We start from the raw sequence: 22,533 nt of genomic DNA, 5'->3' as shown, positions 1-22,533 counted from the left end.
CAAAATGTTTGAGAGTTTAAATTGGTTTGAACTCTCAACTTGTTTTAAGTTTAGCAAATGAAAAAACATATCTTTTTATCCCTACTTTCAATATTCCTTATTTCGTGTAAGACAAGACAGGCTACGACTAAGGAAGCCCAGCCGAAGGTGAGCACAACTTCCTTTTTTAAGGAAATGAAGAAAGAACAAACCTTTGAGCAGCTTAAAATAAACAGCCAGATTAGTGTAGATATGGGCAGGTTTATCCCAATGATAGATGCAACCATTTATATTGAAAAAGATAAAAAGGTTTGGCTCAATGCTGCGGCAATATTCATTAATGTAGCTCGAGGAGTGGCTACAGAGGACGGGATAAAGGGCTATGAGAAGTGGAATAAAACCTATATAGAATCGGATTTTAGCTATCTGAATAACTTGCTCAATGTAGATTTTATCAATTATAAGGCTTTTCAGAGTTTACTGATTGGGCGTACCTTTGTTCCCATCAATGAAGCCGATTTTATTCTGGATGAAACTCCTTCTGGCTTTAGTTTGAAGACGAAAAAGCTTCAAAAAATTAAGGATTCTGATTATCAGATGAGCTTAGAATATAGCCCAGCACTGGATTTAAAGAAAATTGATCTGAGAGAAGTTTCTGGCAAGGGCAATCAGCTCGAAGTTTATTATGAAAATTGGGCAGATTACGGCTCATTACGCCTCCCAAAGACTGTTAAAATAATTATAAAAGGAGAAAAAAATGGTCAGATTCGTATAGAAAATACGAAATTTGACTTCAACAAGATGGAAACACCCTATTCTGTGCCTTCTAACTACACTAAAATCGAGATTAAATGATAAAAAGAATAAGTCTCCTCATCATTGCATTATTCTCCCTTTCAGCTTTTAGTCAAACTCAGAAAAGAAAGGAAGAACTTCAAAGACAAAATGCAGAGCTCAAAAAGCAAATTGCTGAAATCAATAAAAACTTAGCTGAAACTAAGAAAGAAGCGAAACTTTCGCTCACTTACCTCAATGAAGTCAATAAAAAAATTGTACTTCGGGAGAAGGTTGTGAACAATACCCAGAAAGAAAAGAAAATTTTGGAAGAGGATATCTACCTGAAACAATTAGAAATCAATCGCCAGAAAAAAGAGCTTGAGGTCATCCGAAAAAACTATGCAGATGTATTGGTAAAGGCATATAAGAACAAGGGCGTTCAGAATAAGGTAACCTTTATTCTCTCTGCGAAAAACCTCGGACAGGCATTGCGCCGCGTACAATATTTAAAGAGCTATTCAAATTATCAGGAGAACAAAGCTGCGGAGATTATGGGTGTAGCAGAGCAGCTAAGACAAACGATAGAAGCCCGTCAGAAAATCGTAAAAGATAAAGAGCAGCTCCTCACCAATCAAAAGAAAGAACTCCTAACGATAGAGGTAGAGCGAAAGCAGCGGGAGGATCTCCTTGCAGAGTTTAAGAAGAATGAAGTAAAGCTCACTGCTGAGATTCATCAGAAGCAGAGGGAATCAAAAGCGCTTGAGGCAAAGATAAGAGCGATTATTGCTGAAGAAATACGAATCGCAAAGGCTAAGGAAGAAGCGGAGCGCAAGGAGAGAGAAGAGAAAATTCGCCTTGCGAAGATTGCAGCCGAAAAAGAGAAAGCAAGAATAGAGGCAGAGAACAGAAGAAAGCTGGAAGAGGCAGCACGAGAGAAAGCAAAAGCCGAAGCTGAAGCCAAAAGGCTTGCGGAGCTTGAAAGAAAAAAACTGGAAGATGCAAAGAAGAAAGCCGAGGAAGCTGCAAAAGCAGATGCCAGCGCACGAGCAGAGGAGCGCCGTATAGCCGCTGAAAAGGAAGCAAAAGAAGCAGAAGATAGGAGAAAAGCAGCAGAAGAGAAAGCCTTGCTCGCAAGGAAAAATGAAGCTGAACTTGCTAAGAAAAACGAAGAAGCCAAAAAAGCTGCCGAAGCCAAGACAATGACCAGCTTTGGTGTGGGTGCCGTAGCGGGGAGCAACTTTGCCGAGAACCGTGGGCGTATTGGTTTCCCAGTGGATAGGGGGACGATTACCCATTACTTCGGGAAGCGTCCTCATCCTGTTTTTAAGAATATTATAGAGGAGAATATCGGGATTAAAATCTCCGTACCTCCAGGCACTTCTGCCAAATGTGTTTTCCCAGGAGAGGTGAGCAAAGTCTTCGTAGAAGGAGGTACGAAAAATGTAATGGTAAGGCACGGAAACTACTTTACCATTTATTCAAATCTGAGTTCTACTCGGGTTTCTGCAGGGCAAAAGGTTTCCGCCGGGACAGTTATTGGAACCATAGCTGAGGATTACGATGGCTCTCATACCTTAGATTTCCAGATATGGGATGGTAAAAATCCTCTTGACCCATTGGGATGGGTAGCCCGATAGTAAAAGCTGATGATATATATACCTTATACTGTCCGAGCTGAAAGGCTCGGACATATTTTTACAGGTTAGATAAAAGATAAATTAAATAAAAAGAAAGGGATAATACTATTTCCAGTCATTACGAGAGGAATAAAAAGCCCCGCAACTGTTACCAGCTGCAAGGCTCAAATTTAACACAAATGATAAAAAAGCTATTCTACTTTGGGAAGGTAACCCCTGAATACTTATTAGGATTTACTTGTGGGAGGGTAGAGTTGTACTTTGCATTAATCGCTTTTATAAATTCATTGCCGATAATGGCATAGCCCCTGCCTGTGAGGTGAACACCATCTAATGAAAACGCTCCACCAGTAATGAATTTCGCAGAGTAATTTACTCCATCCCATTTAATGCCCGAATTTTTTCCAAGCTCCACCATTTTAGCATTAGCATCTACGAAAGCGAGGTTATATTCATCAGCGAGGGACTTTATTGCGGCATTATAAGCTGTAGTTGCGGTCTTTATTTCCTCAATTTCAGCCTTTGTAAGCACATATTTGTCATCCAAAGGATAGGTTATTCCGTGTTTGTTCAGCATATTTGCATAAGTTGCGGGTATTGTGCTTGGGAGCGTTACTGGTGTGCCTATTTCTGCCTTTGTAGTGAGGAGAATTAAGTCCTCACTGGTCGCGTGCCTTGCCTGTCCGAAAGTATCCCCAAGGAAATTAGCGAGTTCAGCTGGGATTCCACTCTGTTTGAGCATAAAACTTATCGGCTTTGAAAGGTCTTTGAGAGATTCATCCTTAATCAATACAGGATTTTGCCCTTCTTTCAAGGTTTGAAGCCTGCCATCAGCTTTTAATACCTTTAATATAGGGGTCAATCTTCCAAGTCCTCCGTTAATTACCGCTGCATTTTCTTTAGTTAATGGTACTGGGTTATACGGTATCGTTGTAAAGAAAGGTATGTCCGTTACCGAAGGGATATTGGCCACCACTCCCTTGCTTGCGCCCGCTGCTCTCATTCCCTCTACTATTGCTTTTATGCTTCCTGCGAGTACTTTTGGGTCTGTGATGTCATTACTGCCGTAGGTGGCCGCATTATAATTGCCGGTTTGGTTGGTTCCTACGCCTCCACTCGTCGCATAGCTGAGGACATCGTTATTTCCAATCCAAAGCGAGAAAAATGTAGGCTTTTGTGCCACAGCATCTTTTAAAACGCTGGTAGATGCAGAAGAGGCAAAGCGAACAAAATAAGGATTTGCCTTGCCAGAAGCTACATTAGCCAAATTTCCGTAGCCCTCTGCTACTAAGTGGAAGGATTTTGCTCCTGGTACCCCCATATTTCCAAAGCCACCAGAGAGTGGAGCTGTAAGTGAGGTCGTAGGAACCGCATCTACTTTGCTAATGACAGGCGAGCCCTTGATAAACGACTGAATATAGAGTTTCGTAGGCTGGATAACATCCGCTCCAACTACAATTCCCCCGTTATTATCCGCCATTAAAGGGAGTTTAAACTCTCCTCCTCCTGCAAGTTTCATCTGTTGGGCGATGATGTTCGGGTAAGACTCGTTCTGTGCGTCTATATAGAGCGCACCGTCTCTATAACCAGAGGTTAGCGAGTTTCCGAGCGCGATATATCTGCTAAAATCTGCATCGCCGTTAGTTACTTTTATATCTGCTACATCTTGGTCAAAGTCTGTACTGTTACAGCTTTGTACAGACAGGAATACAGCTGCTATTGCCGTACTGATAATTATCTTTTTCATATCATTTTTCTTATTTGAGGTTATATCTGATGCCCAAGCCGAAGTAGTAAGCCTTCGATTTCGCTTGTCCAGAGAAGTTGTATTGTTCGTTATTAAATTTTCTGCTTTGTTGGAAGGCTCTTGCCGCTGCCAAATCGATTCCGAAGGATTTAAAGTTAAAACCTACCCCAGCGGTGAGAACATTCATATTAAATGAAGGCGTTTCGGGGATAAAATCTTTGTCCGCGTACGGAGATTCGTCCCAATACCAGCCCAATCTACCCGTGATGAGCTCATTAAATTTGTATTCCGTCCCGAGTCTAACGGTTCTCGTGCTCTTAAAGTTCTTGTCAGATACCAAAACGGTAGGGTCGCTCGGGTGGTTCCCGATTTTAGCGTTTTCAAAATCGAGGGTAAGCTTATCATAGCCGTCCCAGCCCGTATAATTGAAGTCCGCAGCCACTTTCCACTTAGGCGTTATTCTATACGAAGCGGCAAGTGTGTATTCATCCACTAATGGGAGCGTCGCTTTAAAGGAATCTTGCCCATTTGCATCGAGCCCGAGAACCGAGTAGAGGCTTGGCGCCACATTAAAGCTCACTTTTCCGTTCTCCGCCTTCATATCCACAGGACTTCTGTATGCAATACTGACATTCAGATTGTCATCAGGCTGAAAATAGAAACCCAGACCGAAGCCACTTCCACTGGCTTTCTCATCTTTTATGTTTAGACTTCCTCCGAGTAGGGTAACCGCCTTATCCCAATCTACCGAACCTTTTGCGTAGATGTAGCTACCGCCCAGCGATACCCAAGGCGCCAGTTTTACGGATACCATCGGCTGAAAAAAGAAACTTTTCAGCTGCATTTTCTGTACGATATCCTTACCACTCCATTCTTCCCCCCAATCTACCGTACTTCCGAACGGCGTAGCGAAGCTGAAGCCCACAGAGACCTCATCCACCACTTTATAAGCGACCGCAGCGTAGAGCGGCGTGCCCAGAGGGTTATTTGTCTTGTGATTCTCCAGTGTGTGCGGGTTTTGGTACTCAATAGTAGAGGTTACCCCGAAGCCTCCCGCTACTACACTCAGTTTTGAGGGGATAAATGACATCCCCGCAGGGTTAAAGAATGCAATACTGGCGTCTTCTGCGTGTGCTGAAGTGTGTGCCATCGCTAGCTGCCTTACGCCTTGCAGAGAAACCTTAAATCCTCCTGCAAAGACCACCGTACCAGCCAGTAATGATGCGCTAATAACGAGTTTTTTCATAACTAATTTTAAAAATAATCGCCCAAAGATATAATAATCATTATTCAAAACATAAGATTTATTAAACAAAATCTATAAAATATTATATCGTTTAATTCATTTAATAATGATAATTGCTTGTAAATAATATATATAATATAGAATTAAATATTTTTGTTTAATATTAAACAATATCTAATTTTCTGTTGATAAAGATTGTCTATCTCTTGTTTATTCTTTCTTCAAAGGAAGAAACTGTATTTAAATATTGAGATTTTATCATTTGAACATTGATAGCTATATTTCTATTTTACCATTTAAATGTCTCTTCTCTAAAATCTTAATTTAAATTAAGATTTTTATTCAGATTAATGATTTACCTTTGTCCTCTTATTAATAAATAGAAAATTAAAGAACCAATGAAAAGCGTACTCATCGTAAGTGGGCACCCTAATTTAGCCCAATCTAACGCCAATAAAGCGATAATAGACGAACTGAAACACCTCCTTCCCAATGCGGAAGTGAGTGATCTCGGGGCGCTCTACCCAGATTTCAAAATCGCCGTAGAAGCAGAGCAGAAGAAACTCCTAAACGCCGATGTAATCGTGTGGCAAGCGCCAGTTTACTGGTATTCAGTGCCTGCAATCCTCAAAAAATGGATAGATGATGTCTTCACCTACGGCTTTGCCTACGGAAGCACAGGCGATAAGCTCAAAGGCAAGAAGCTCATCCTCTCCTTTACTGCTGGCGCTGGCGTAGAGGACTATACCCCTGAGAACGAAGGAGAAAAACCCTTTGAAAACCTCCTGCCACCCCACAAAGAAACCGCAGCGCTCTGCCAGCTCAGCCTCCTCGACCCTGTAATTTCTTTCGGGATGATGTATCTCCCTGGTCTATCGCCAGAATCCGCCCTTACAGCGCTTCAATCTAAGGCTAAAGACCACGCACGGCAAGTATTTGACCAGATTTCTAACCTCTAAAACCACCTTATCCGTATGAAAAAAGCAATCATCATCAGCCTCTCCGCATTCTTTATCCTCTCTTGCGAGAAGCCCAACAATGCTGACCAGAAAACGGGCATAAATCACGAGAAAGCAGAGGATAATTCCCAAAGCGAGAACCTTAGCGCAGCTAAAACACCCATCAACATCATCGGTAAGAAGGCTACGATCACCTACCCCGATTTTGTTGCTGAGGTAGAATACATTAGCCCCACGAAAGTCCGCTGGAAGACTACCGATATAGATGGAAATACCTTAGAGGAAACCTCCACTGCTGGGATAAAACAAATCAGCGACACCCAATTTTTGGTTCATTGGGTGGAGGACGACGGTACTGCTGTAAGCCAGCTCATCGACACTGAAAAAGGAAGCGCCAGCGTCTTACTAAGTATTTATAATGAGGGAGAGGAGGCTTATAATGAAGGAAACGAAAGAGAAGTCCGCTCCCTCGAGGGGAAATTCAGTCTAAAACCTTAAATTTGAATCTATAACTCTAAATAATAGATTTTTAAAATAAAATTCTTCCCTCCAAATCGGAGGGATTTTATTTATACAATGGAGCGACTGTTTGTCTATTAATCTTTAATCCTTACTGAACAATAAAAAAGTGGTACATTTGCAGGTTCTTATTAGAATCTAAGCCATTAGCAAGATGAAGAAAAACAAGATTTTAGAAAATATAAAACTCTTTGCCGCAGGTGCGAAAGGAGTGGCAATAGGACGGACGGAGGAAGGGAAAACGGTACTCGTAACGGGCGCTGTACCTGGTGATAGCGTAAATGTGAGGGTGAGGAAGTCCAAATCCAAGTACATAGAAGGCGAAGTAGCGGAGATTTTGGAGTATTCGGCGGACAGAGTAGAGCCAAAATGTGAGCATTTCGGTGTTTGCGGGGGCTGTAAGTGGCAAAACCTGAGCTATGAGAAGCAACTCTACTTCAAACAGGACGAGGTGCTGAATAATATTAGGAGAATCGGTGGTGTGGATGATTTTGAGCTGGTGCCTATCCTCGGCTCAGAGGAGCAATACTACTACCGAAACAAAATGGAGTTCTCGTTCTCAAACGCCCGCTGGCTTACCCCACAAGAGGTGAGCTCGCAGCAAGATATTAACGATAAAAATGCGCTCGGATTTCATATACCTGGGATGTGGAGCAAGGTTTTAGACCTGAAAAACTGCTACTTGCAGGAAGACCCTTCTAATGAACTGAGAATAGCGGTGCGCTCCTTCGCAGAAAAACACGGAATGGCGTTCTACGATCTGAAAAACCAAGATGGATTCCTCCGAACGCTGATGATGAGGCAAAATTCTAAGGGCGAATGGATGGTAGTCTTCCAACTCTTCCGCGAGGAGGAGGAAAATAGGAAGAAACTCTTTGACTTTATCCTCTCAAAATTCCCCCAGATTAAGACATTGGTGTATGCCATCAACCCAAAAGGCAATGATTCTGTGTATGATTTGGAGATTAAAACCTATTATGGCGATGGATTTCTGATGGAAGAGATGGATGGGCTTAAGTTTAAGGTTGGTGCGAAGTCCTTCTTCCAAACCAACTATAAACAAGCGCTCGAACTTTACAGAAAGACGCTCGAATTTGCCGATTTAAAGGGCAATGAAGTGGTTTATGACCTCTATACTGGCACAGGAACGATCGCTCAATATGTAGCTCAGAACGCAAAGCAGGTTATCGGGATAGAATCCGTACAAGAAGCGATAGATGCCGCTACGGAGCACGCAAAACTCAACGGACTTGCGAACTGTACCTTCTACTGTGGGGATATGAAGGAGGTTTTTACAGAGGAATTTCTCGCTCGCCACCCCAAAGCCGATGTACTCATCACCGACCCTCCGAGAGATGGGATGCACCCAAAAGTTGTAGAGCAAATCCTTAAACTTTCACCTGAAAAAATCGTCTATGTGAGCTGCAACTCGGCTACACAAGCGAGAGACATCGCCCTGATGAAAGACGACTATAAACTGGTGAAGATACTCCCCGTAGATATGTTCCCACAAACCCATCATATAGAGAATATAGCCCTCTTAATAAAGAAATAAATGAAGTATTATATCATTGCAGGCGAGGCATCTGGGGATTTGCACGGTAGTAACCTGATGAAAGCCATACTAAAACAAGACCCCAACGCTGAATTTAGGTTTTGGGGAGGAGATTTAATGGAAAGCGTGGGCGGAACACTCGTAAAACATTATAGAGATCTGGCTTTTATGGGCTTTTTAGAGGTGGCAAAAAACATCAGAACAATACTTAAAAACATAAAATTCTGCAAAGAAGACCTAAAAAACTACCTCCCTGATACATTGGTGCTGATAGACTATCCTGGCTTCAACCTGAGGATTGCAAAGTTCGCTAAAAGCCTCGGAATACGGGTGGTTTATTATATATCGCCCCAACTTTGGGCTTGGAAAGAAGGAAGAGTGAATATTATTAAGAAATATGTAGATGAAATGCTGGTAATCCTCCCTTTTGAAGAGGATTTTTACAAAAAACATCAGTATAATAAGGCTCAGTTCGTAGGGCACCCTCTCTTAGATGCTATTTCGGATTTGAAACCCATCAGTAAAGACGAGTTTAAAAAGGAGTTTAATCTTAATGATAAAGAAATTATAGCACTGCTCCCCGGCTCAAGAAAACAGGAGGTGGAGAAAATGCTCTCCATAATGCTTTCTGTAAGGGAGAGATTTGAGGATTATCAATTTGTTATAGCAGGAGCACCAAGCCTACCGAGAGAATTCTATCAAAAATATGTAGATGATGATGTACACTTTGTCTCTAACCGTACTTATGACCTGCTTAGATGCTCTTCGGCAGCATTGGTTACCTCTGGTACGGCGACTTTGGAGACAGCTCTGCTGAATGTTCCAGAAGTAGTGTGCTACCGTGGCAGTAAAGTGTCTTACCACATAGGAAAATGGCTCATTAGAAACATAAAGTACATCTCTTTGGTTAATTTAATTATGAATAAAGAAGTGGTAAAAGAATTAATTCAGGATGAGCTGACCACAGATAATTTAGTAGGAGAACTTCACAAAGTTTTATATGAGAATAGAGAGAGAATACTCTTGGATTATAAAGAATTACAGAATAAATTAGGAGGAAAAGGAGCGAGTGATAAAGCAGCAATGGTTATCATTAAAGCATTATTGTAAGCGAAAAAATGAATTTATTTTTTGGAGGTTAAATATATTGTATTTAGATTTGCAGTGTAAAATTTATTATTTCTAAATTATCAATTAAATTAAACATCTATGAAAAAGTCAATCCAACTATTAGGAGTACTTTTCCTTTCTGCTGCATTAGTCGCTTGTGGTGGAGAAAAAAAAGATTCAACTGAGGAGACAGCTCCAGCAACTGAAGAGGCGGCTCCAGCAACTGAAGATGCTTCTGCTGATGCAGCAGCTACTCCAGAAACTTCAAACACTTTACTTCTTGAAAGTACAGATGATATGAAGTTTCTTCAAACTGAGTTTAAAGTAAAAGCTGGTGAAGAAGTTACTCTAACTCTAAAACACACAGGTAAGCAACCTAAGGAAGTAATGGGGCACAACTTCGTTCTTCTAAAACCAGGTGTAGATATCCCTGCATTTGCTGAAAAAGCAATGAAAGCTAAGGATACTGATTATATCCCTGATGGAGATGCAGATATCATTGCACACACTAAAACCATTGGTGGAGGTGAAGAGGATACTGTTAAGTTTACCTTGGAACCAGGAACTTATGAGTTCCTTTGCTCTTTCCCTGGTCATTATAGTATGATGAAAGGAAAGATTGTTGCAGAATAATTTTTTTCTGAATATTAAAATAGAGTAGCTCAAATTATTTGGGCTACTTTTTTTATGTATTTTCTTGTTTATTAATTTAAAAGTCTTACTTTTGAATCATATTTGAACTTATAAATAATACCAATATGAAAAATTTAGCGTACTTATCAGTAATAGCAGGAGCAATGCTATTTGTTTCTTGCTCTAAGCAGCAGCCAGAGGAACATCATCATGAACATATGGCTACTGAGGAAATGGGTGATCAGAAAAAGCCAGATCTTACGAATGTAAAAGTGGTAAATGAAATAGATCCTATTTGCCAAATGAAAACTGCTGAACACCTTAAAGATACCCTTCATTATAAAGGTGATGTATATGGTTTTTGCTCTGCTCATTGTAAGGCAGAATTTAAGAAAGACCCTGAAAAATATGCAGTAAAATAAAAAAGATAGATATTTTTAAATTATGAACATTACTAAATTAACAGTAATTGGAACTTTGTTATTTGCACAAAGTATTTTTGCACAGTTTAAGCAAACACCGCTTCCATATGCTTATAATGCACTCGAAGGCTCTATTGATGCCGAGACGATGGAAATCCATTATACAAAGCATGCGGCAGGTTATGTAGCCAATCTTAATAAGGCAATAGCAGGTACACCTTTAGAAAAGGAATCTTTACCTCAGATTTTGTCTAAGGTTTCCACTTTGAATGTAGGGATTAGAAATAATGCTGGCGGGCATTACAACCACGAGCTTTTCTGGACAGTTCTTACTCCCGAGAAGAATACAAAGCCCTCTGCACAGCTAAGCAAAGCGATAGATAAGACTTTTGGAAGTATAGATAAGCTGAAAGAAGAGCTAAGCAAAGCAGGTGCTACGAGATTTGGTTCTGGCTGGGCATGGCTTGTGGTGACCAAAGATGGAAAACTTGTAGTAAGCTCTACTCCTAATCAGGATAATCCTCTTATGGATGTGGCGGAAGTGAAGGGTACGCCTATTCTTGGGATTGATGTATGGGAGCATGCTTACTATCTGAAATATCAAAACAAGAGGAATGATTATCTTGCTGCCATCTGGGATATCATCAATTGGAAAGAGGTGAGCAAAAGGTATGAAGTTGCTCTAAGAAGAAAGTGATTTTCATATTAGATATTTTGTTTGTAAAAGCATAAGATTCTATTGAATTTTATGCTTTTTTATATTTTATTTAAAAAAATAATTTTGCTGTTTGTGAAAATACTCTTACATTTAACGAAAAATTTTAAGATATGTCAGAAAATAAAGTTGTATTAAGCTATGATGGAAAATCGTTTGAGTATCCTATCATAGACAGTGTAATTGGTGATAGAGGTATAGATATCTCTAAACTTAGAAGTGATACGGGGCTCATTACTCTTGATTTAGGATATAAGAATACGGGAGCTACAATTAGCCAAGTTACTTATTTGGATGGGGATAATGGAGAGCTCTATTATAGGGGGTATCCTATTGAGCAAGTTGCCGAAAAGTCAAACTTTACAGAGGTAATGTATCTTTTGCTTCACGGAGAGCTTCCTACGCAGGCGGAGTTTGATAAATTCAATAAAAGTATTAAAGTATATAACTATGTGGCAGAGGAAATGAAGAAAGTGCTGGATGCTTTCCCTCGTTCTGCGCACCCTATGGGGGTACTTTCTACGCTTACATCTTCGCTTACGGCATTCAACCCAAGGGCGGTAAATGTTCAGTCTAAGGAGGATCTTGACCATGCTGCAGAGATGCTTATTGCGAAATTTGCCCACCTCGCTGCTTGGACTTATAGAAAGACCAAAGGGCTTCCGCTCAATCACGGAGATAATTCATTAGACTATGTAGAGAACTTCTACCGAATGATGTTCCGACTGCCAAATGAAGAGTTTGAGAGCGACCCAGTTATTGTAAATGCTTTGGATAAGCTGCTCATCCTCCACGCAGATCACGAGCAAAACTGCTCTACTTCTACTGTGAGAATGGTAGGTTCTGCGCATACAGGATTGTTTGCTTCTATCTCTGCAGGGGTGTCTGCGCTTTGGGGGCCTCTGCACGGAGGAGCTAATCAAGCGGTAATTGAGATGCTCGAAATGATAGAAAAAGACGGCGGAGATGTAGCGAAATTCGTAGCAAAAGCAAAAGATAAAGACGATAAATTTAGGCTGATGGGCTTTGGTCATAGGGTGTATAAGAACTTTGACCCGAGAGCAAAAATCATTAAGAAATCTGCTCACGATATATTGGATAAATTAGGCCTCCACGATAAAGCACTAGACATTGCTATGCAACTCGAAAGAGTAGCGCTGGAAGATGAGTACTTTGTAGAGAGAAAACTCTATCCGAATGTGGATTTCTACTCTGGAATTATCTACCGAGCACTGGGCATACCTACGGAAATGTTTACGGTAATGTTTGCCCTCGGAAGATTACCAGGATGGATCTCTCAATGGAAAGAAATGAGGCTGAAAGGCGACCCAATTGGAAGACCAAGACAAGTATACCAAGGTGCTCCAAAAAGAGAGTACATCCCTATTGAAGCGCGCTAATCAGTAAGAATTTTTAATAGTTTTTTTCATAAATAAGGAGCCAGTATTAAAAAATACTGGCTCTTATTTTTTATGCTATTGCCAGCCGAGGGCATTGTCCATAAGATACTTTTAATATGGATATTGAGTAGCTGTATTTGTGTATTTTTTTGAATTTCTCTACTTTTGGCACAAGTAGATTTTTTATGAAACTTAATATCAAGAACGAAACGGGGCGTTTAAGGTCGGTAGTGCTGGGTCAGCCCGCTTCTATGGGAGCCATTCCCACGCTGGAAGAGAGCTATGATGCGAAATCTTACCACACCATTCTGCATAATATCTATCCTACAGAGAAAGATATTGTGGATGAAATGAGTATTTTTGAAAATATCCTTAAAAAATATGGTGTAGAAGTTCTTAGACCCGATGTGATAGAGGATTATAACCAGGTTTTTGCACGGGATGTAGCTTTCGTGATAGAGGATAAGATGATTATTTCTAATCTGATTTCTGATAGGGCAAATGAGCAGCACGCATACTCTAAAATCTTTGAAAAGATAGATTGGAGAAGCCTTATTAACCTCCCAGAAAGAGCGCATATAGAAGGTGGAGATGTGATTGTGTGGAATGATTTTATTTTTGTAGGAACTTGCTATAGTGAAGATTACAGAAATTTTAAAACTGCACGAACCAATGAATATGCGATTGATATTCTTAAAGAGTTTTTCCCAAAGAAAAGAATAATAGATTTTGACCTAAAAAAGAATGATAAAGAGCCGTATAAGGGGATTTTGCATTTGGATTGTACCTTTAATCCTGTAGGTGAAGACAAGTGTATTGTATATCCTAATGGCTTTGTAGATAAGGATGATTTTCACTTGATATTGGATATTTTTGGTGAGGAAAATTGCTTCCAGGTTACGGATGAAGAGATGTTTGCTATGAACCCGAATATCTTCTCTATTTCACCAGAAGTTGTGGTTTCAGACTCTGCTTTTACGCGTATGAATAATCATCTTAGAGAGGTTTGGAACCTTAGCGTAGAGGAAATACCCTACAGGGAAATCTCTAAAATGGGCGGTCTCTTGAGATGCTCCACAATGCCACTGGTAAGGGAATAAAAAATGATAATTATAATAATCTCCACTCAGTAAGTGGGGATTTTTTTTATGATTTTTAGCTTAATTAATCTACTTGAACCCCATTTGCTTTAAAGAAAATGATTATATTTGCCGACTGTTAAAATTAATGTTGTATTAAAATGCAAGGAAAAGGACTTATCGTTACCATTGCCATTGTATTAGGGCTTATTTGCCTCAATGAACTGTTACCAACTTGGTATGTTGCGAGAACTGAGGAAAAAATAGCCGCTGCAAAGGGCAATGAGAAGGAAATTAAAAGAATTAAAGAGGATACCTTAGACCTTTACTACACGAAACTTTACTACTCCAAAGCGAAGGAAAAAGAGATGAAACTCGGTCTTGACCTTAAAGGTGGTATCAATGTTCTTTTGGAAATCAATCAGAGAGATTTAGTAAATGACCTTACCAATTACACCGCAAACCCAGTGGTAATAGAGGCGCTTAACAGAACAGACAAAGTCTCTAAAAGCTCTGCTAAGGCATATATAGATCTCTTTTTTGAGCAGTTTGATAAAGTAAATCAGGAAAAACAAGCGAACCTTAAACTCGCAGACCCAGAAGTATTTGGGAATATAAACCTGCCTGCTGTAAAGTACAATACCACTGATGAGCAGGTAAAGAAAATCGTAAAAACAAGAATAGATCAGTCGGTAGGTACTGCCTTTGAAGTTATCCGTACCCGTATCGAGAAGATGAATGCTTCTGTACAGCCGAATGTACAGAGAGTGCCAGGTACAGGTAGGATTTCTGTAGAAATGCCTGGGGTAAAAGATATAGATAGAGTAAAGAAAATGCTCCAATCATCTGCTAAACTCCAATTCTGGGAAGTACAGCTCGGGGAGGAAGTTGCTCCATACATACAGCAGTTACAAGCTGCCGTTTCTACAAAAGGAGATTCCATAGGTGTAGATAAAAATATCAACTTAGAAAAAGTACTCTTTTCTCAGCGATTGTATTCCAATGGAATTGCGAATGTAAAACTATCGGATACCGCGGCTGTAAATAAACTCCTTAACAGCGAAGTGGCTATTAAACTCAGACCTGCTAACCTTAGATATACACAGTTTATGTGGGGGTATAAGCCAGAGTCTGAATCGCCAGACCATCTTACACTTTATGCTATAAAAGGGAATATCAACCAAAAAGCACCAGTAGACGGTGCCGTAGAGTCTGCAAATATCTCGTATGACCAGATTGGTAGGATAGTAGTAGATATGCAGATGGATTCTAAAGGAGCAAAAGACTGGAAAACAATGACGGAGAAAAACCTCAAAAAACCAGTTGCGGTAACTTTGGATAACAGCGTATATACTGCACCTACGGTTCAGAGTGTGATCCCTAATGGTAGAACTCAAATCTCGGGTAGCTTTACTCAAGACGAAGCTCAGGATTTGGTGAATGTACTCGGTGCAGGTAAGCTCCCGGCAGGTGCTAAAGTAGTACAGGCAGATGTAGTAGGTCCTTCACTTGGGCAAGAATCTATTAATGCAGGTCTTGTATCCTTCCTTATCGCATTTGTAGTGATGATTGTCTATATTATTTTCTACTATGGTGGGGCAGGGGTATATGCTGTAATTGCAATGATATTTAACCTCTTCTACATCTTTGGTATAATGGATTCTGGGGACTTTACCCTTACCCTGCCAGGTATTGCGGGTATCGTACTCTCAATGGCAGTGGCAGTGGATACCAATGTCATCATTTATGAAAGAACAAAAGAAGAGCTTTTTACAGGGAAAAACATCCTTCAAGCTTATAAAGATGGCTTTAAACACGCTTTCTGGGCTATTTTTGATGGTCACCTTACTACTATTCTTACGGCTATCGTACTCTATATTTTCGGTACGGGGCCTATTAAAGGCTTTGCTGTTACCTTGATTATCGGTATTGTGATGACATTCTTTACCAATATCGGTCTTGCAAGGGTGATGATATTCAACAGGCTGGAGAAAGGAAAACCTCTTTCGGTATGGACGGCTCCTACTAAAAACCTGTTTAGAAACACTTGGATAGACTTTATCGGTAAGAGGAAATATGCGTATATCTTCTCTACTATCCTTACCGTTATCTGCCTTGCATCTATCGCTATTAATGGATTTAAGTTCGGGGTAGATTTTGAAGGAGGTAGAAACTATGTAGTGAAACTTGAAAAGAAAGCCAATCTCGATGAGGCTAAAACTGCCCTTGCTCCGCTTTTCAAAACCGAAGATGGTAAGAATAATACCGTAGACATAAAGACTTTCGGTAATGATACACAGCTTAAAATAACAACCGATTATAAGATAGATGATGAATCTCTAGAAACCGACCAAGAGATCGAGCAAAAGCTCTTCGAAGGCTTGAAGCCTTTCCTTCCGAAAGAGGCTACTTTGGAGTCCTTTAAATCTTCGGATGAGTCTCAGTTTGGTATCGTGTCTTCTGCTAAGGTAGGTCCTTCCGTAGCCGAAGATATTAAGCTCGGTGGTACGCTGGCAGTGGTTGTATCATTAGCAGCGATCTTCCTTTACATCCTCATCAGGTTTAATAAATGGCAATTCTCTCTCGGTGCAGTGGCATCTCTCCTTCACGATGCTATTATCGTGCTTGGAGCATACTCGCTCTTCTACACCATAATGCCGTTTAATATGGAAATCAACCAAGACTTTATAGCCGCAATACTCACCGTAATTGGTTACTCGCTCAATGATACCGTGATTATCTTTGACCGTATCCGTGAGTACCTTCGTGAGAAAAAAGCCCTTACGCTGGCAGGTCTCTTTGATGATTCTATTTCCAGCACGCTGGGGAGAACTTTCAATACCACGATAACCACCCTCCTCGTATTGCTCTCCATCTTTATTTTCGGTGGTGAGAATCTTCGAGGCTTTATCTTCGCTCTCCTTCTCGGTATTGCCTTTGGGGCATATTCTTCCATCTTCGTAGCTTCGGCTATTGCTTATGACACCCTTAGGGGTAAAGGCAAGGAAGAAACCGTAACAGGGAGAACCTCTACCAATAAATAAAGTTAAATTGGAATTGACATAGAATCGTCCCGCTATCTTTGATAGCGGAACGATTCGTTTTTTTTTACAGGCAGTAAGCTGTAGAGGGGGAAATTGAAAAGTGGTTACGGAGGTTTATAGCAGGTATAGTTTTTTTCTATGAATATTATCAGCTTTTTTTAATTACCTTTGAACTGTTTTAACCAATATTATTAAAAAATATGGCAACAATTACATTTAAAGGAAATGAAGCTCATACCTCAGGGGAGCTTCCAGCAGTGGGAACAGCACTGGCAGATTTTAAACTCGTAGCACAAGACCTCTCTGAGAAGTCTTTGGCAGATTTTAAAGGGAAAAGATTAGTCCTTAATATCTTCCCAAGTATAGATACTGGTGTGTGCCAGGCATCTGCAAGAAAGTTTAATGTAGAGGCTACCAACCTTGAAAATACAGTGGTGATTAATGTAGCAAGAGATCTCCCTTTTGCAATGAGCAGATTCTGCGCTGCTGAAGGATTGGATAATATAGACAATTTGTCAGACTTTAGATCTGATTATGGCGACAGGCTGGGGGTAGTCCTTACCGATACTCCATTAAAAGGTCTTCTTAGCCGTGCTGTGGTGGTTACAGATGAAACTCATAAAATCATCTATACCGAACTTGTAGCAGAGCTTACCGATGAGCCGAATTATGATGCTGCAATTGCTGCACTTAAATAAGAATATAAATATTCAAATAAAAAAGGGACTTCATTTGAAGTCCCTTTGCTTTTTCTTAATCATCTCTTAGAAAATCTCTCTGCCAGAGAAGTGGAATTGTGCTTCTATTAAAGCATTCTCATCGGAATCCGAACCGTGTACTGCATTCTCTCCTACGCTTCTTGCAAACCGTTTTCTGATTGTTCCCTCAGCAGCTTCGGCAGGGTTGGTAGCACCTATCAGCTTTCTGAAATCTTCCACTGCATTTTCTTTTTCCAAGACTGCTGCTACTATGGGTCCGCTACTCATAAACTCAACAAGCTCTCCGAAGAATGGTCTTTCAGAGTGTATGGCATAGAACTTTTTAGCGTCATCTACTGTAAGTTGAGTGAGTTTTAATGCTTTTATCTTAAAGCCTGCCTCAGTGATTTTTGATAAAATAGCACCGATATGCCCATCTTGAACCGCATCGGGTTTAATCATTGTAAATGTAATATCTGACATAAATCATATTTTTCGGGGCAAAAATAATCAAAAAAGTTTTATATGCTAGGGCTTTTTGTTTTCTGACAGACTGTTTTTGGCACGGGGTTTGTTACTAAGGAAAGCGATTCTCATGTTTAATTTGAGTTTTCATGGTTATTAGTTTTTACCCCGCGTCCTGCGGGGTTTTTATTTTATACTAATCCACACTCCCTATGTAGAATAGTCCTAAACACTTTTGGCTCTCACCAATTTGGAAACTTTCCTTTACCTGATTTACATACGCAGGGGAGCTCCAATAGCAGCCCAAGTTATAAGCGGTACACATCAGATACATATTTTGGACTGCCATTGCTACGGCTGCGATTTCCTCCCATTCAGGTACGATTACACTGAATTCGCAGATTAAAGCTACGACGGCATTCGCTTTTTCTATCTTAAAGCCTATATCCTGATATTTTTTATCTAAGAACATATTGGGCGGCACGGTATCCTTATAAATCTTTTGGAGTTCTTTGCCTAACTTTTTCTTTTCCTCACCTCGGAGAACTTTAAATTTCCAAGGTTTTGTCCGTTTATGATTAGGAGCAAGTTTTGCAGTGGAGACGATATCTTCCACTACCTGTGCAGGGATATCTTTATCGGTATAATCTTTTGGAAAAATGCTTTTCCTCTTCTCTATAATCTGTTTTAAAACTTCTATTTCCGTCATCATCATCTTATTTAGGATATTTTTGAAGCAGAGCTCGAAGTATTGCATAGGTTTCTATATCCATTATTCCATCGCATTTTTCTGGTCGGAAATGATATTGAAAAGCCTCTACAACCTTTTGTGTAGTGGTATCATTAGCTCCTGAAAGCTCTATTTTGTAGCCGAAATTTTTTAGCATTGTTTGATAATTAAATATAAAAGGAGCGCTTGATAGCTGTACTTCGAATTCCTCTGGAGTCATCTGGCTGATGAAGTATTGCTTAGTGGCATCGTCATACCACATCCCTATTTGATATTCATTATAGAGCCTTTTCCAAGGGAAGGTAGGACCAGGGTCTTGCTTTCTTGTAGGAGCTATATCTGAGTGCCCGAGTACATTGGTAGGGGGCATTTGATACCTTGTAATGATATCCTTAGCCAGAGCAGCGACTTTTCTGAATTGCCATTCAGGATAATCTACAAAAACTTTCTTACCCTCTACTGTGGTATAGCCTTTATTCACTATTTCTATACCTATCGAGTTGTCATTAAGCTGCTCAAAGCCTCTCCAGTAACTAATACCTGTGTGGAAAGCCCTTTTATTTTCATCGACCAACTGATAAATTTCATTGTCATTAGTATCATTTACAAGGTAATGAGAACTTACCGACTGCTGGGTAAGAACCATTGCAGATTTTTCATTATCTAATGCGGTATAATGAAGAATAAGAAATCTCTGTCTGAAATTCTGACCCATAGAAGGGAAGTAATCTTTGGTTACTTTATAGCCAGCAGGTTTTGCAGAGACTATGGAACCGTAGCTCGTGGTATTATTATTCTTAGAAGAGTCTGCAATATTTTGAGGGAAAAAATCATAATTCCCTATATGAGTAATTTCGGGTTTTTTGTGTTCTGTAGTGGTAGTGGTGGTATTGGGTTGGTGTGGAATTGGTTTTTTATGCGTTTTATTCTGAGTTGAGCAAGAAACTGCACTTATCATTAATGAAGTGATAAATAATAAATTATATTTTGATTTTATCATTTTGTTAAAATTAGGGTTCAAAAGTACGAAAAAAAACTTCCCCAAAAATTTGGCAGATAATAAAAACTCTTATATATTTGCACTCGCAATTAAGGAACAGACGGTCTTAAAAAGTATTGCAAGGAGGGTTGCCGGAGTGGTTAACGGAGCAGTTTGCTAAACTGTCGACCCGAAAGGGTCGCAAGGGTTCGAATCCCTTACCCTCCGCACAGAAAACGGGGTGTAGCGTAGTCCGGTCATCGCGCCTGGTTTGGGACCAGGAGGTCGCAGGTTCGAATCCTGCCACCCCGACAAATAAACTTCCCCTCGGGAGTTTTTGCTTATTACTCATAACAAAATGAAGGGTGCGTAGCTCAGCTGGATAGAGCATCTGCCTTCTAAGCAGACGGTCAAAGGTTCGAATCCTTTCGCGCTCACTTTTAGAAATTAAAGCCTTACAAGGAATTGTAGGGCTTTTTTTAGTTGTGTATAGAGAGTACTAATTATAAGAACTTTAATAAGTCATCATTAGTTAGTAATATTATTGTTTTTTTCGTATTCTTTAATAAATAAATCAAAATCAAAACTCCTTTGTTGACAATTGTAACAGCAGTAAATATTAAAATTCTGAAGAAATACTGTGTCAAATGATTTGTCCTCAATTCCATAAGTCCATATAAAATATTTTTTTAGTATATCTACTGCCTTTTTTGATAAATTTAAATGTTCTTTCCAGAAAGATCTTATATTTTCTAAGCTATAATATTCTTTAATAAAAGTAACATAAGAATCACCTTCTTTTCGGTTTCTAATAATTTCAAATATTTCTTCTTCTTTATTATGACAGTAAGAGTATTTCGATAATTTATAAAGAATTTCTCCATAATGTTCAGGTAGGCATATTTTATTTCTTTCTTTTATAATATTATCTACTTCTTTTGTAATGTTGAATTCTCTTTCAATTTCTGTATAGCTAGTATTTTTATGTTTTATCATCATAATATAATCACGATTAAGATTTTTAACAATTGAATCTCCAGCTTCATCTTTATAAACTTCAAATTTTTTAACAATAAAGGAATTGTATCTTTCAACAATATCATGATACTCATTAAGGTTAAAATCGTCATCTATTATATGTAAAGTCTCTAATAAATTTTGTTTTTTATCAATAAGATGCTTATATTTTTCTGAAAAATTATCATCTATTCTTGCTTTGTATTCAATTTTTTCCCATATGAATTTCTCAAACCACTGTCTGAAAAAAATTACAGCTTCACTCTCGGGATATTTATAATCTAATTCTTGAATATCAGAAGGAATAGTAAAATCAATATAACTACGATGTAAATATTCACAATCTTTATATAAGTGATATGAAGCATTATCTCTTCCCTTGAAAAATACCCTATCCTTGGTATCTTTTTGAGAAGGAATAGGCTTATAATATTCAATATTCTCATTATCTCCTTCTTTTATGAGTAATTTGATATTGCATAATTGATTTAATTCAAGTTGATTAAATATAGGATAAAGTAGCTCATTATTATAGAGATAATCTAAAAACTCTTCTAATGTAATCTTTTCCCAATATTCTTTTGGAATATTAATGTTACCTGTTAACTGATTAAAAGTGGAAATAGTAATATAAGCCATAATAATTTATTTTAATATTGCCATATATGGCATTTAGGTTAGCAAAGCTAATAAATAGTTTTGACTTGTCAAATAAGTCAAGTGGAAAAATCTGAAATCCTTAAAAATATAGGACGAAAAATCAAAGAGATTAGGCTTCAGAGAGGTCTTTCCCAAGTAGAACTTGTTGGCAAAATGGAAGGAAATATAGACCCAACCAATATTTCTAGAATAGAAGCAGGAAGAACTAATCCTACTATTATTACTCTTTTTAGAATTTCAGAAGCATTGGAGATTCATCCAAAGGATTTATTAGACTTTTTTGTTAGGTAGATTTTAGTAAAAGAAAACCTTTCATATTATGGCTTATATACTAAATTTGCCATCTATCGTATAGAAATTATGAAAAAAACTATTTTTAGTCTTTTAGGGAGCCTTGCTTTTATTATTGCTAAGGCGGTCCACCTGGGTTGGGAAAGGAGACCAATGTAGGGAGCTGGTCTGCATTGGGAATAAAGAAGCAGCTGAACGAGGAGGGAACGAAAAAATCACTTGCCTACATCGGAGTGGGGAATACAAGCGAACCCAATAATGATAATCCCTTTTCTAAAAACTCAATTTTGATTCTCAATTATGAGATGTATAGAGATTTTGCACCTAACCATCAATACACTTATGCTGTTAGTTACAGTAGAAAGAATGAATATTCAGATGAAGCACCTTATAATAAAGAGGGTGTGAGGCAGGAGTTTAAGATTTATGCTCGTTACAGTTATACTTTAAAGCCATTTAACCGATGGAAATGGAAGAATACGCTAAGGCAGGAAGTGAGGAAATTCTACGATGCAGATTTTAATAATGCAGATGAAACCTTGCAACTGAGAACTCGTGTAAAGGCTCAGCTTACCTATGCGCTTTCTTCAAAAAATAATCAGAAACTTCATTTTGGGGCAGAAGCATTTTTCAGTACAGGGTATAAAATCTCTGCTGAGCCGTCTTATTGGTCGCCTTTTCAGTATAAGGAAACCCGATATACCTTTTTCTATTCATTTGATATCCCAAGCGCTGCGCTCACACTGGATATTGGCTATATGAACAACCAAGTGCGAAATAATCCTAAGTACGGAGTACATTATGTAGCAATAGACCTTATATGGAACCTTCCTTATAGATGAAAATTATAAAAAAAGCCCCCAAAAGGGAG

21 protein-coding genes and 3 tRNA genes are annotated in these 22,533 nt (G+C 39.1%); 18 read left to right on the top strand and 6 right to left on the bottom strand.

The window, feature by feature from the left end; genetic code table 11:
• Nucleotides 1-57: 57 nt before the first annotated feature.
• Together D8991_RS07195 and D8991_RS07190 are read left to right on the top strand one after the other, a co-directional pair.
• Nucleotides 58-834 (top strand): DUF4292 domain-containing protein, encoded by a 777-nt coding sequence (locus tag D8991_RS07195; protein WP_120489457.1) that lies wholly within the window; start codon nt 58-60, stop codon nt 832-834.
• Nucleotides 831-2,393, top strand: coding sequence for a peptidoglycan DD-metalloendopeptidase family protein (locus D8991_RS07190; protein ID WP_120489456.1), 1,563 nt, complete (start codon nt 831-833; stop codon nt 2,391-2,393). The genes D8991_RS07195 and D8991_RS07190 overlap by 4 nt, the downstream gene beginning before the upstream one ends.
• Before the next feature lie 196 nt (nt 2,394-2,589).
• On the opposite strand, the gene D8991_RS07185 is transcribed toward D8991_RS07190, so the two are convergent.
• The gene (locus D8991_RS07185; RefSeq protein WP_120489455.1) at nt 2,590-4,140 is read right to left on the bottom strand and encodes an SGNH/GDSL hydrolase family protein; all 1,551 of its coding nucleotides are present in this window, start codon (nt 4,138-4,140) and stop codon (nt 2,590-2,592) included.
• 10 nt (nt 4,141-4,150) lie between these two features.
• A complete protein-coding gene (locus D8991_RS07180; RefSeq protein WP_120489454.1) occupies nt 4,151-5,386 on the bottom strand; it encodes an OmpP1/FadL family transporter in 1,236 nt (411 codons plus the stop codon).
• A 398-nt stretch (nt 5,387-5,784) separates the two neighbouring features.
• Here D8991_RS07180 and D8991_RS07175 point away from each other — a divergent pair, with 398 nt between their 5' ends.
• The 11 genes from D8991_RS07175 to tpx all read left to right on the top strand — a co-directional run bounded on the left by D8991_RS07175 (nt 5,785) and on the right by tpx (nt 17,520).
• Nucleotides 5,785-6,345 carry an NAD(P)H-dependent oxidoreductase gene (locus D8991_RS07175; protein ID WP_120489453.1) on the top strand — a complete coding sequence of 187 codons (561 nt, stop codon included), beginning with the start codon at nt 5,785-5,787 and terminating at the stop codon, nt 6,343-6,345.
• Nucleotides 6,346-6,360: 15 nt separating this feature from the next.
• Nucleotides 6,361-6,843, top strand: coding sequence for a MoaF-related domain-containing protein (locus tag D8991_RS07170; RefSeq protein WP_120489452.1), 483 nt, complete (start codon nt 6,361-6,363; stop codon nt 6,841-6,843).
• 175 nt (nt 6,844-7,018) lie between these two features.
• Complete coding sequence (rlmD, locus tag D8991_RS07165; RefSeq protein ID WP_394364119.1) at nt 7,019-8,419, top strand: 23S rRNA (uracil(1939)-C(5))-methyltransferase RlmD; 1,401 nt, start codon at nt 7,019-7,021, stop codon at nt 8,417-8,419.
• Nucleotides 8,420-9,529 carry a lipid-A-disaccharide synthase gene (lpxB, locus tag D8991_RS07160; RefSeq protein ID WP_120489450.1) on the top strand — a complete coding sequence of 370 codons (1,110 nt, stop codon included), beginning with the start codon at nt 8,420-8,422 and terminating at the stop codon, nt 9,527-9,529.
• Nucleotides 9,530-9,628: 99 nt separating this feature from the next.
• Nucleotides 9,629-10,162, top strand: a complete 534-nt coding sequence (gene azu / locus D8991_RS07155) for an azurin (RefSeq protein WP_120489449.1) — start codon at nt 9,629-9,631, stop codon at nt 10,160-10,162.
• A 125-nt stretch (nt 10,163-10,287) separates the two neighbouring features.
• Nucleotides 10,288-10,584 (top strand): YHS domain-containing protein, encoded by a 297-nt coding sequence (locus tag D8991_RS07150; RefSeq protein ID WP_120489448.1) that lies wholly within the window; start codon nt 10,288-10,290, stop codon nt 10,582-10,584.
• Between the two features lie 22 nt (nt 10,585-10,606).
• Nucleotides 10,607-11,281, top strand: a complete 675-nt coding sequence (locus tag D8991_RS07145; RefSeq protein ID WP_120489447.1) for a superoxide dismutase — start codon at nt 10,607-10,609, stop codon at nt 11,279-11,281.
• Between the two features lie 131 nt (nt 11,282-11,412).
• The gene (locus tag D8991_RS07140) at nt 11,413-12,699 is read left to right on the top strand and encodes a citrate synthase (protein ID WP_120489446.1); all 1,287 of its coding nucleotides are present in this window, start codon (nt 11,413-11,415) and stop codon (nt 12,697-12,699) included.
• A gap of 185 nt (nt 12,700-12,884) precedes the next feature.
• Nucleotides 12,885-13,799 (top strand): dimethylarginine dimethylaminohydrolase family protein, encoded by a 915-nt coding sequence (locus D8991_RS07135; protein ID WP_120489445.1) that lies wholly within the window; start codon nt 12,885-12,887, stop codon nt 13,797-13,799.
• Nucleotides 13,800-13,939: 140 nt separating this feature from the next.
• Complete coding sequence (gene secD / locus D8991_RS07130; protein ID WP_120489444.1) at nt 13,940-16,822, top strand: protein translocase subunit SecD; 2,883 nt, start codon at nt 13,940-13,942, stop codon at nt 16,820-16,822.
• 200 nt (nt 16,823-17,022) lie between these two features.
• Nucleotides 17,023-17,520, top strand: a complete 498-nt coding sequence (gene tpx, locus D8991_RS07125; RefSeq protein WP_120489443.1) for a thiol peroxidase — start codon at nt 17,023-17,025, stop codon at nt 17,518-17,520.
• 66 nt (nt 17,521-17,586) lie between these two features.
• On the opposite strand, the gene D8991_RS07120 is transcribed toward tpx, so the two are convergent.
• The 3 genes from D8991_RS07120 to D8991_RS07110 form a co-directional block, all read right to left on the bottom strand.
• Entirely contained in the window at nt 17,587-18,003 is a 417-nt protein-coding gene (locus D8991_RS07120; protein ID WP_245957203.1) for a nucleoside-diphosphate kinase, read from the bottom strand.
• A 178-nt stretch (nt 18,004-18,181) separates the two neighbouring features.
• Nucleotides 18,182-18,700: a nitroreductase family protein gene (locus D8991_RS07115; RefSeq protein WP_309568986.1), complete on the bottom strand. Its 519-nt coding sequence runs from the start codon at nt 18,698-18,700 to the stop codon at nt 18,182-18,184.
• A 1-nt stretch (nt 18,701) separates the two neighbouring features.
• On the bottom strand, nt 18,702-19,715 hold the full coding sequence (locus D8991_RS07110; protein WP_120489442.1) for an N-acetylmuramoyl-L-alanine amidase: 1,014 nt from the start codon (nt 19,713-19,715) through the stop codon (nt 18,702-18,704).
• A 122-nt stretch (nt 19,716-19,837) separates the two neighbouring features.
• Between D8991_RS07110 and D8991_RS07105 the strand changes: the two genes are divergently transcribed.
• The 3 genes from D8991_RS07105 (at nt 19,838) to D8991_RS07095 (ending at nt 20,131) form a co-directional block, all read left to right on the top strand.
• Nucleotides 19,838-19,922, top strand: a tRNA-Ser gene (locus D8991_RS07105).
• Between the two features lie 9 nt (nt 19,923-19,931).
• Nucleotides 19,932-20,006: transfer RNA gene (locus D8991_RS07100), tRNA-Pro, on the top strand.
• Nucleotides 20,007-20,057: 51 nt separating this feature from the next.
• Nucleotides 20,058-20,131: transfer RNA gene (locus tag D8991_RS07095), tRNA-Arg, on the top strand.
• Nucleotides 20,132-20,222: 91 nt separating this feature from the next.
• Here the strand turns inward: D8991_RS07095 and D8991_RS07090 are convergent.
• Nucleotides 20,223-21,350, bottom strand: a complete 1,128-nt coding sequence (locus tag D8991_RS07090; protein WP_120489441.1) for a hypothetical protein — start codon at nt 21,348-21,350, stop codon at nt 20,223-20,225.
• Between the two features lie 81 nt (nt 21,351-21,431).
• Here D8991_RS07090 and D8991_RS07085 point away from each other — a divergent pair, with 81 nt between their 5' ends.
• Nucleotides 21,432-21,662 (top strand): helix-turn-helix domain-containing protein, encoded by a 231-nt coding sequence (locus tag D8991_RS07085; RefSeq protein WP_120489440.1) that lies wholly within the window; start codon nt 21,432-21,434, stop codon nt 21,660-21,662.
• 137 nt (nt 21,663-21,799) lie between these two features.
• Nucleotides 21,800-22,504, top strand: a complete 705-nt coding sequence (locus D8991_RS07080; protein ID WP_120489439.1) for a porin family protein — start codon at nt 21,800-21,802, stop codon at nt 22,502-22,504.
• Nucleotides 22,505-22,533 lie beyond the last annotated feature (29 nt).

The sequence above is a fragment of the Bergeyella cardium genome (genome assembly GCF_003614945.1).
In the GTDB taxonomy this organism is placed as follows: Bacteria; Bacteroidota; Bacteroidia; order Flavobacteriales; family Weeksellaceae; genus Bergeyella_A; species Bergeyella_A cardium.
Note: the sequence above shows the minus strand (reverse complement) of the source record. Positions and strands in the feature narration are given on the sequence as shown.

Coding starts and splice junctions, on each gene's coding strand:
- D8991_RS07195 (WP_120489457.1), top strand. CDS start 58: ATGAAAAAACATATCTTTTTATCCCTACTTTCAATATTCCTTATTTCG.
- D8991_RS07190 (WP_120489456.1), top strand. CDS start 831: ATGATAAAAAGAATAAGTCTCCTCATCATTGCATTATTCTCCCTTTCA.
- D8991_RS07185 (WP_120489455.1), bottom strand. CDS start 4,140: ATGAAAAAGATAATTATCAGTACGGCAATAGCAGCTGTATTCCTGTCT.
- D8991_RS07180 (WP_120489454.1), bottom strand. CDS start 5,386: ATGAAAAAACTCGTTATTAGCGCATCATTACTGGCTGGTACGGTGGTC.
- D8991_RS07175 (WP_120489453.1), top strand. CDS start 5,785: ATGAAAAGCGTACTCATCGTAAGTGGGCACCCTAATTTAGCCCAATCT.
- D8991_RS07170 (WP_120489452.1), top strand. CDS start 6,361: ATGAAAAAAGCAATCATCATCAGCCTCTCCGCATTCTTTATCCTCTCT.
- rlmD (WP_394364119.1), top strand. CDS start 7,019: ATGAAGAAAAACAAGATTTTAGAAAATATAAAACTCTTTGCCGCAGGT.
- lpxB (WP_120489450.1), top strand. CDS start 8,420: ATGAAGTATTATATCATTGCAGGCGAGGCATCTGGGGATTTGCACGGT.
- azu (WP_120489449.1), top strand. CDS start 9,629: ATGAAAAAGTCAATCCAACTATTAGGAGTACTTTTCCTTTCTGCTGCA.
- D8991_RS07150 (WP_120489448.1), top strand. CDS start 10,288: ATGAAAAATTTAGCGTACTTATCAGTAATAGCAGGAGCAATGCTATTT.
- D8991_RS07145 (WP_120489447.1), top strand. CDS start 10,607: ATGAACATTACTAAATTAACAGTAATTGGAACTTTGTTATTTGCACAA.
- D8991_RS07140 (WP_120489446.1), top strand. CDS start 11,413: ATGTCAGAAAATAAAGTTGTATTAAGCTATGATGGAAAATCGTTTGAG.
- D8991_RS07135 (WP_120489445.1), top strand. CDS start 12,885: ATGAAACTTAATATCAAGAACGAAACGGGGCGTTTAAGGTCGGTAGTG.
- secD (WP_120489444.1), top strand. CDS start 13,940: ATGCAAGGAAAAGGACTTATCGTTACCATTGCCATTGTATTAGGGCTT.
- tpx (WP_120489443.1), top strand. CDS start 17,023: ATGGCAACAATTACATTTAAAGGAAATGAAGCTCATACCTCAGGGGAG.
- D8991_RS07120 (WP_245957203.1), bottom strand. CDS start 18,003: ATGTCAGATATTACATTTACAATGATTAAACCCGATGCGGTTCAAGAT.
- D8991_RS07115 (WP_309568986.1), bottom strand. CDS start 18,700: ATGATGATGACGGAAATAGAAGTTTTAAAACAGATTATAGAGAAGAGG.
- D8991_RS07110 (WP_120489442.1), bottom strand. CDS start 19,715: ATGATAAAATCAAAATATAATTTATTATTTATCACTTCATTAATGATA.
- D8991_RS07090 (WP_120489441.1), bottom strand. CDS start 21,350: ATGGCTTATATTACTATTTCCACTTTTAATCAGTTAACAGGTAACATT.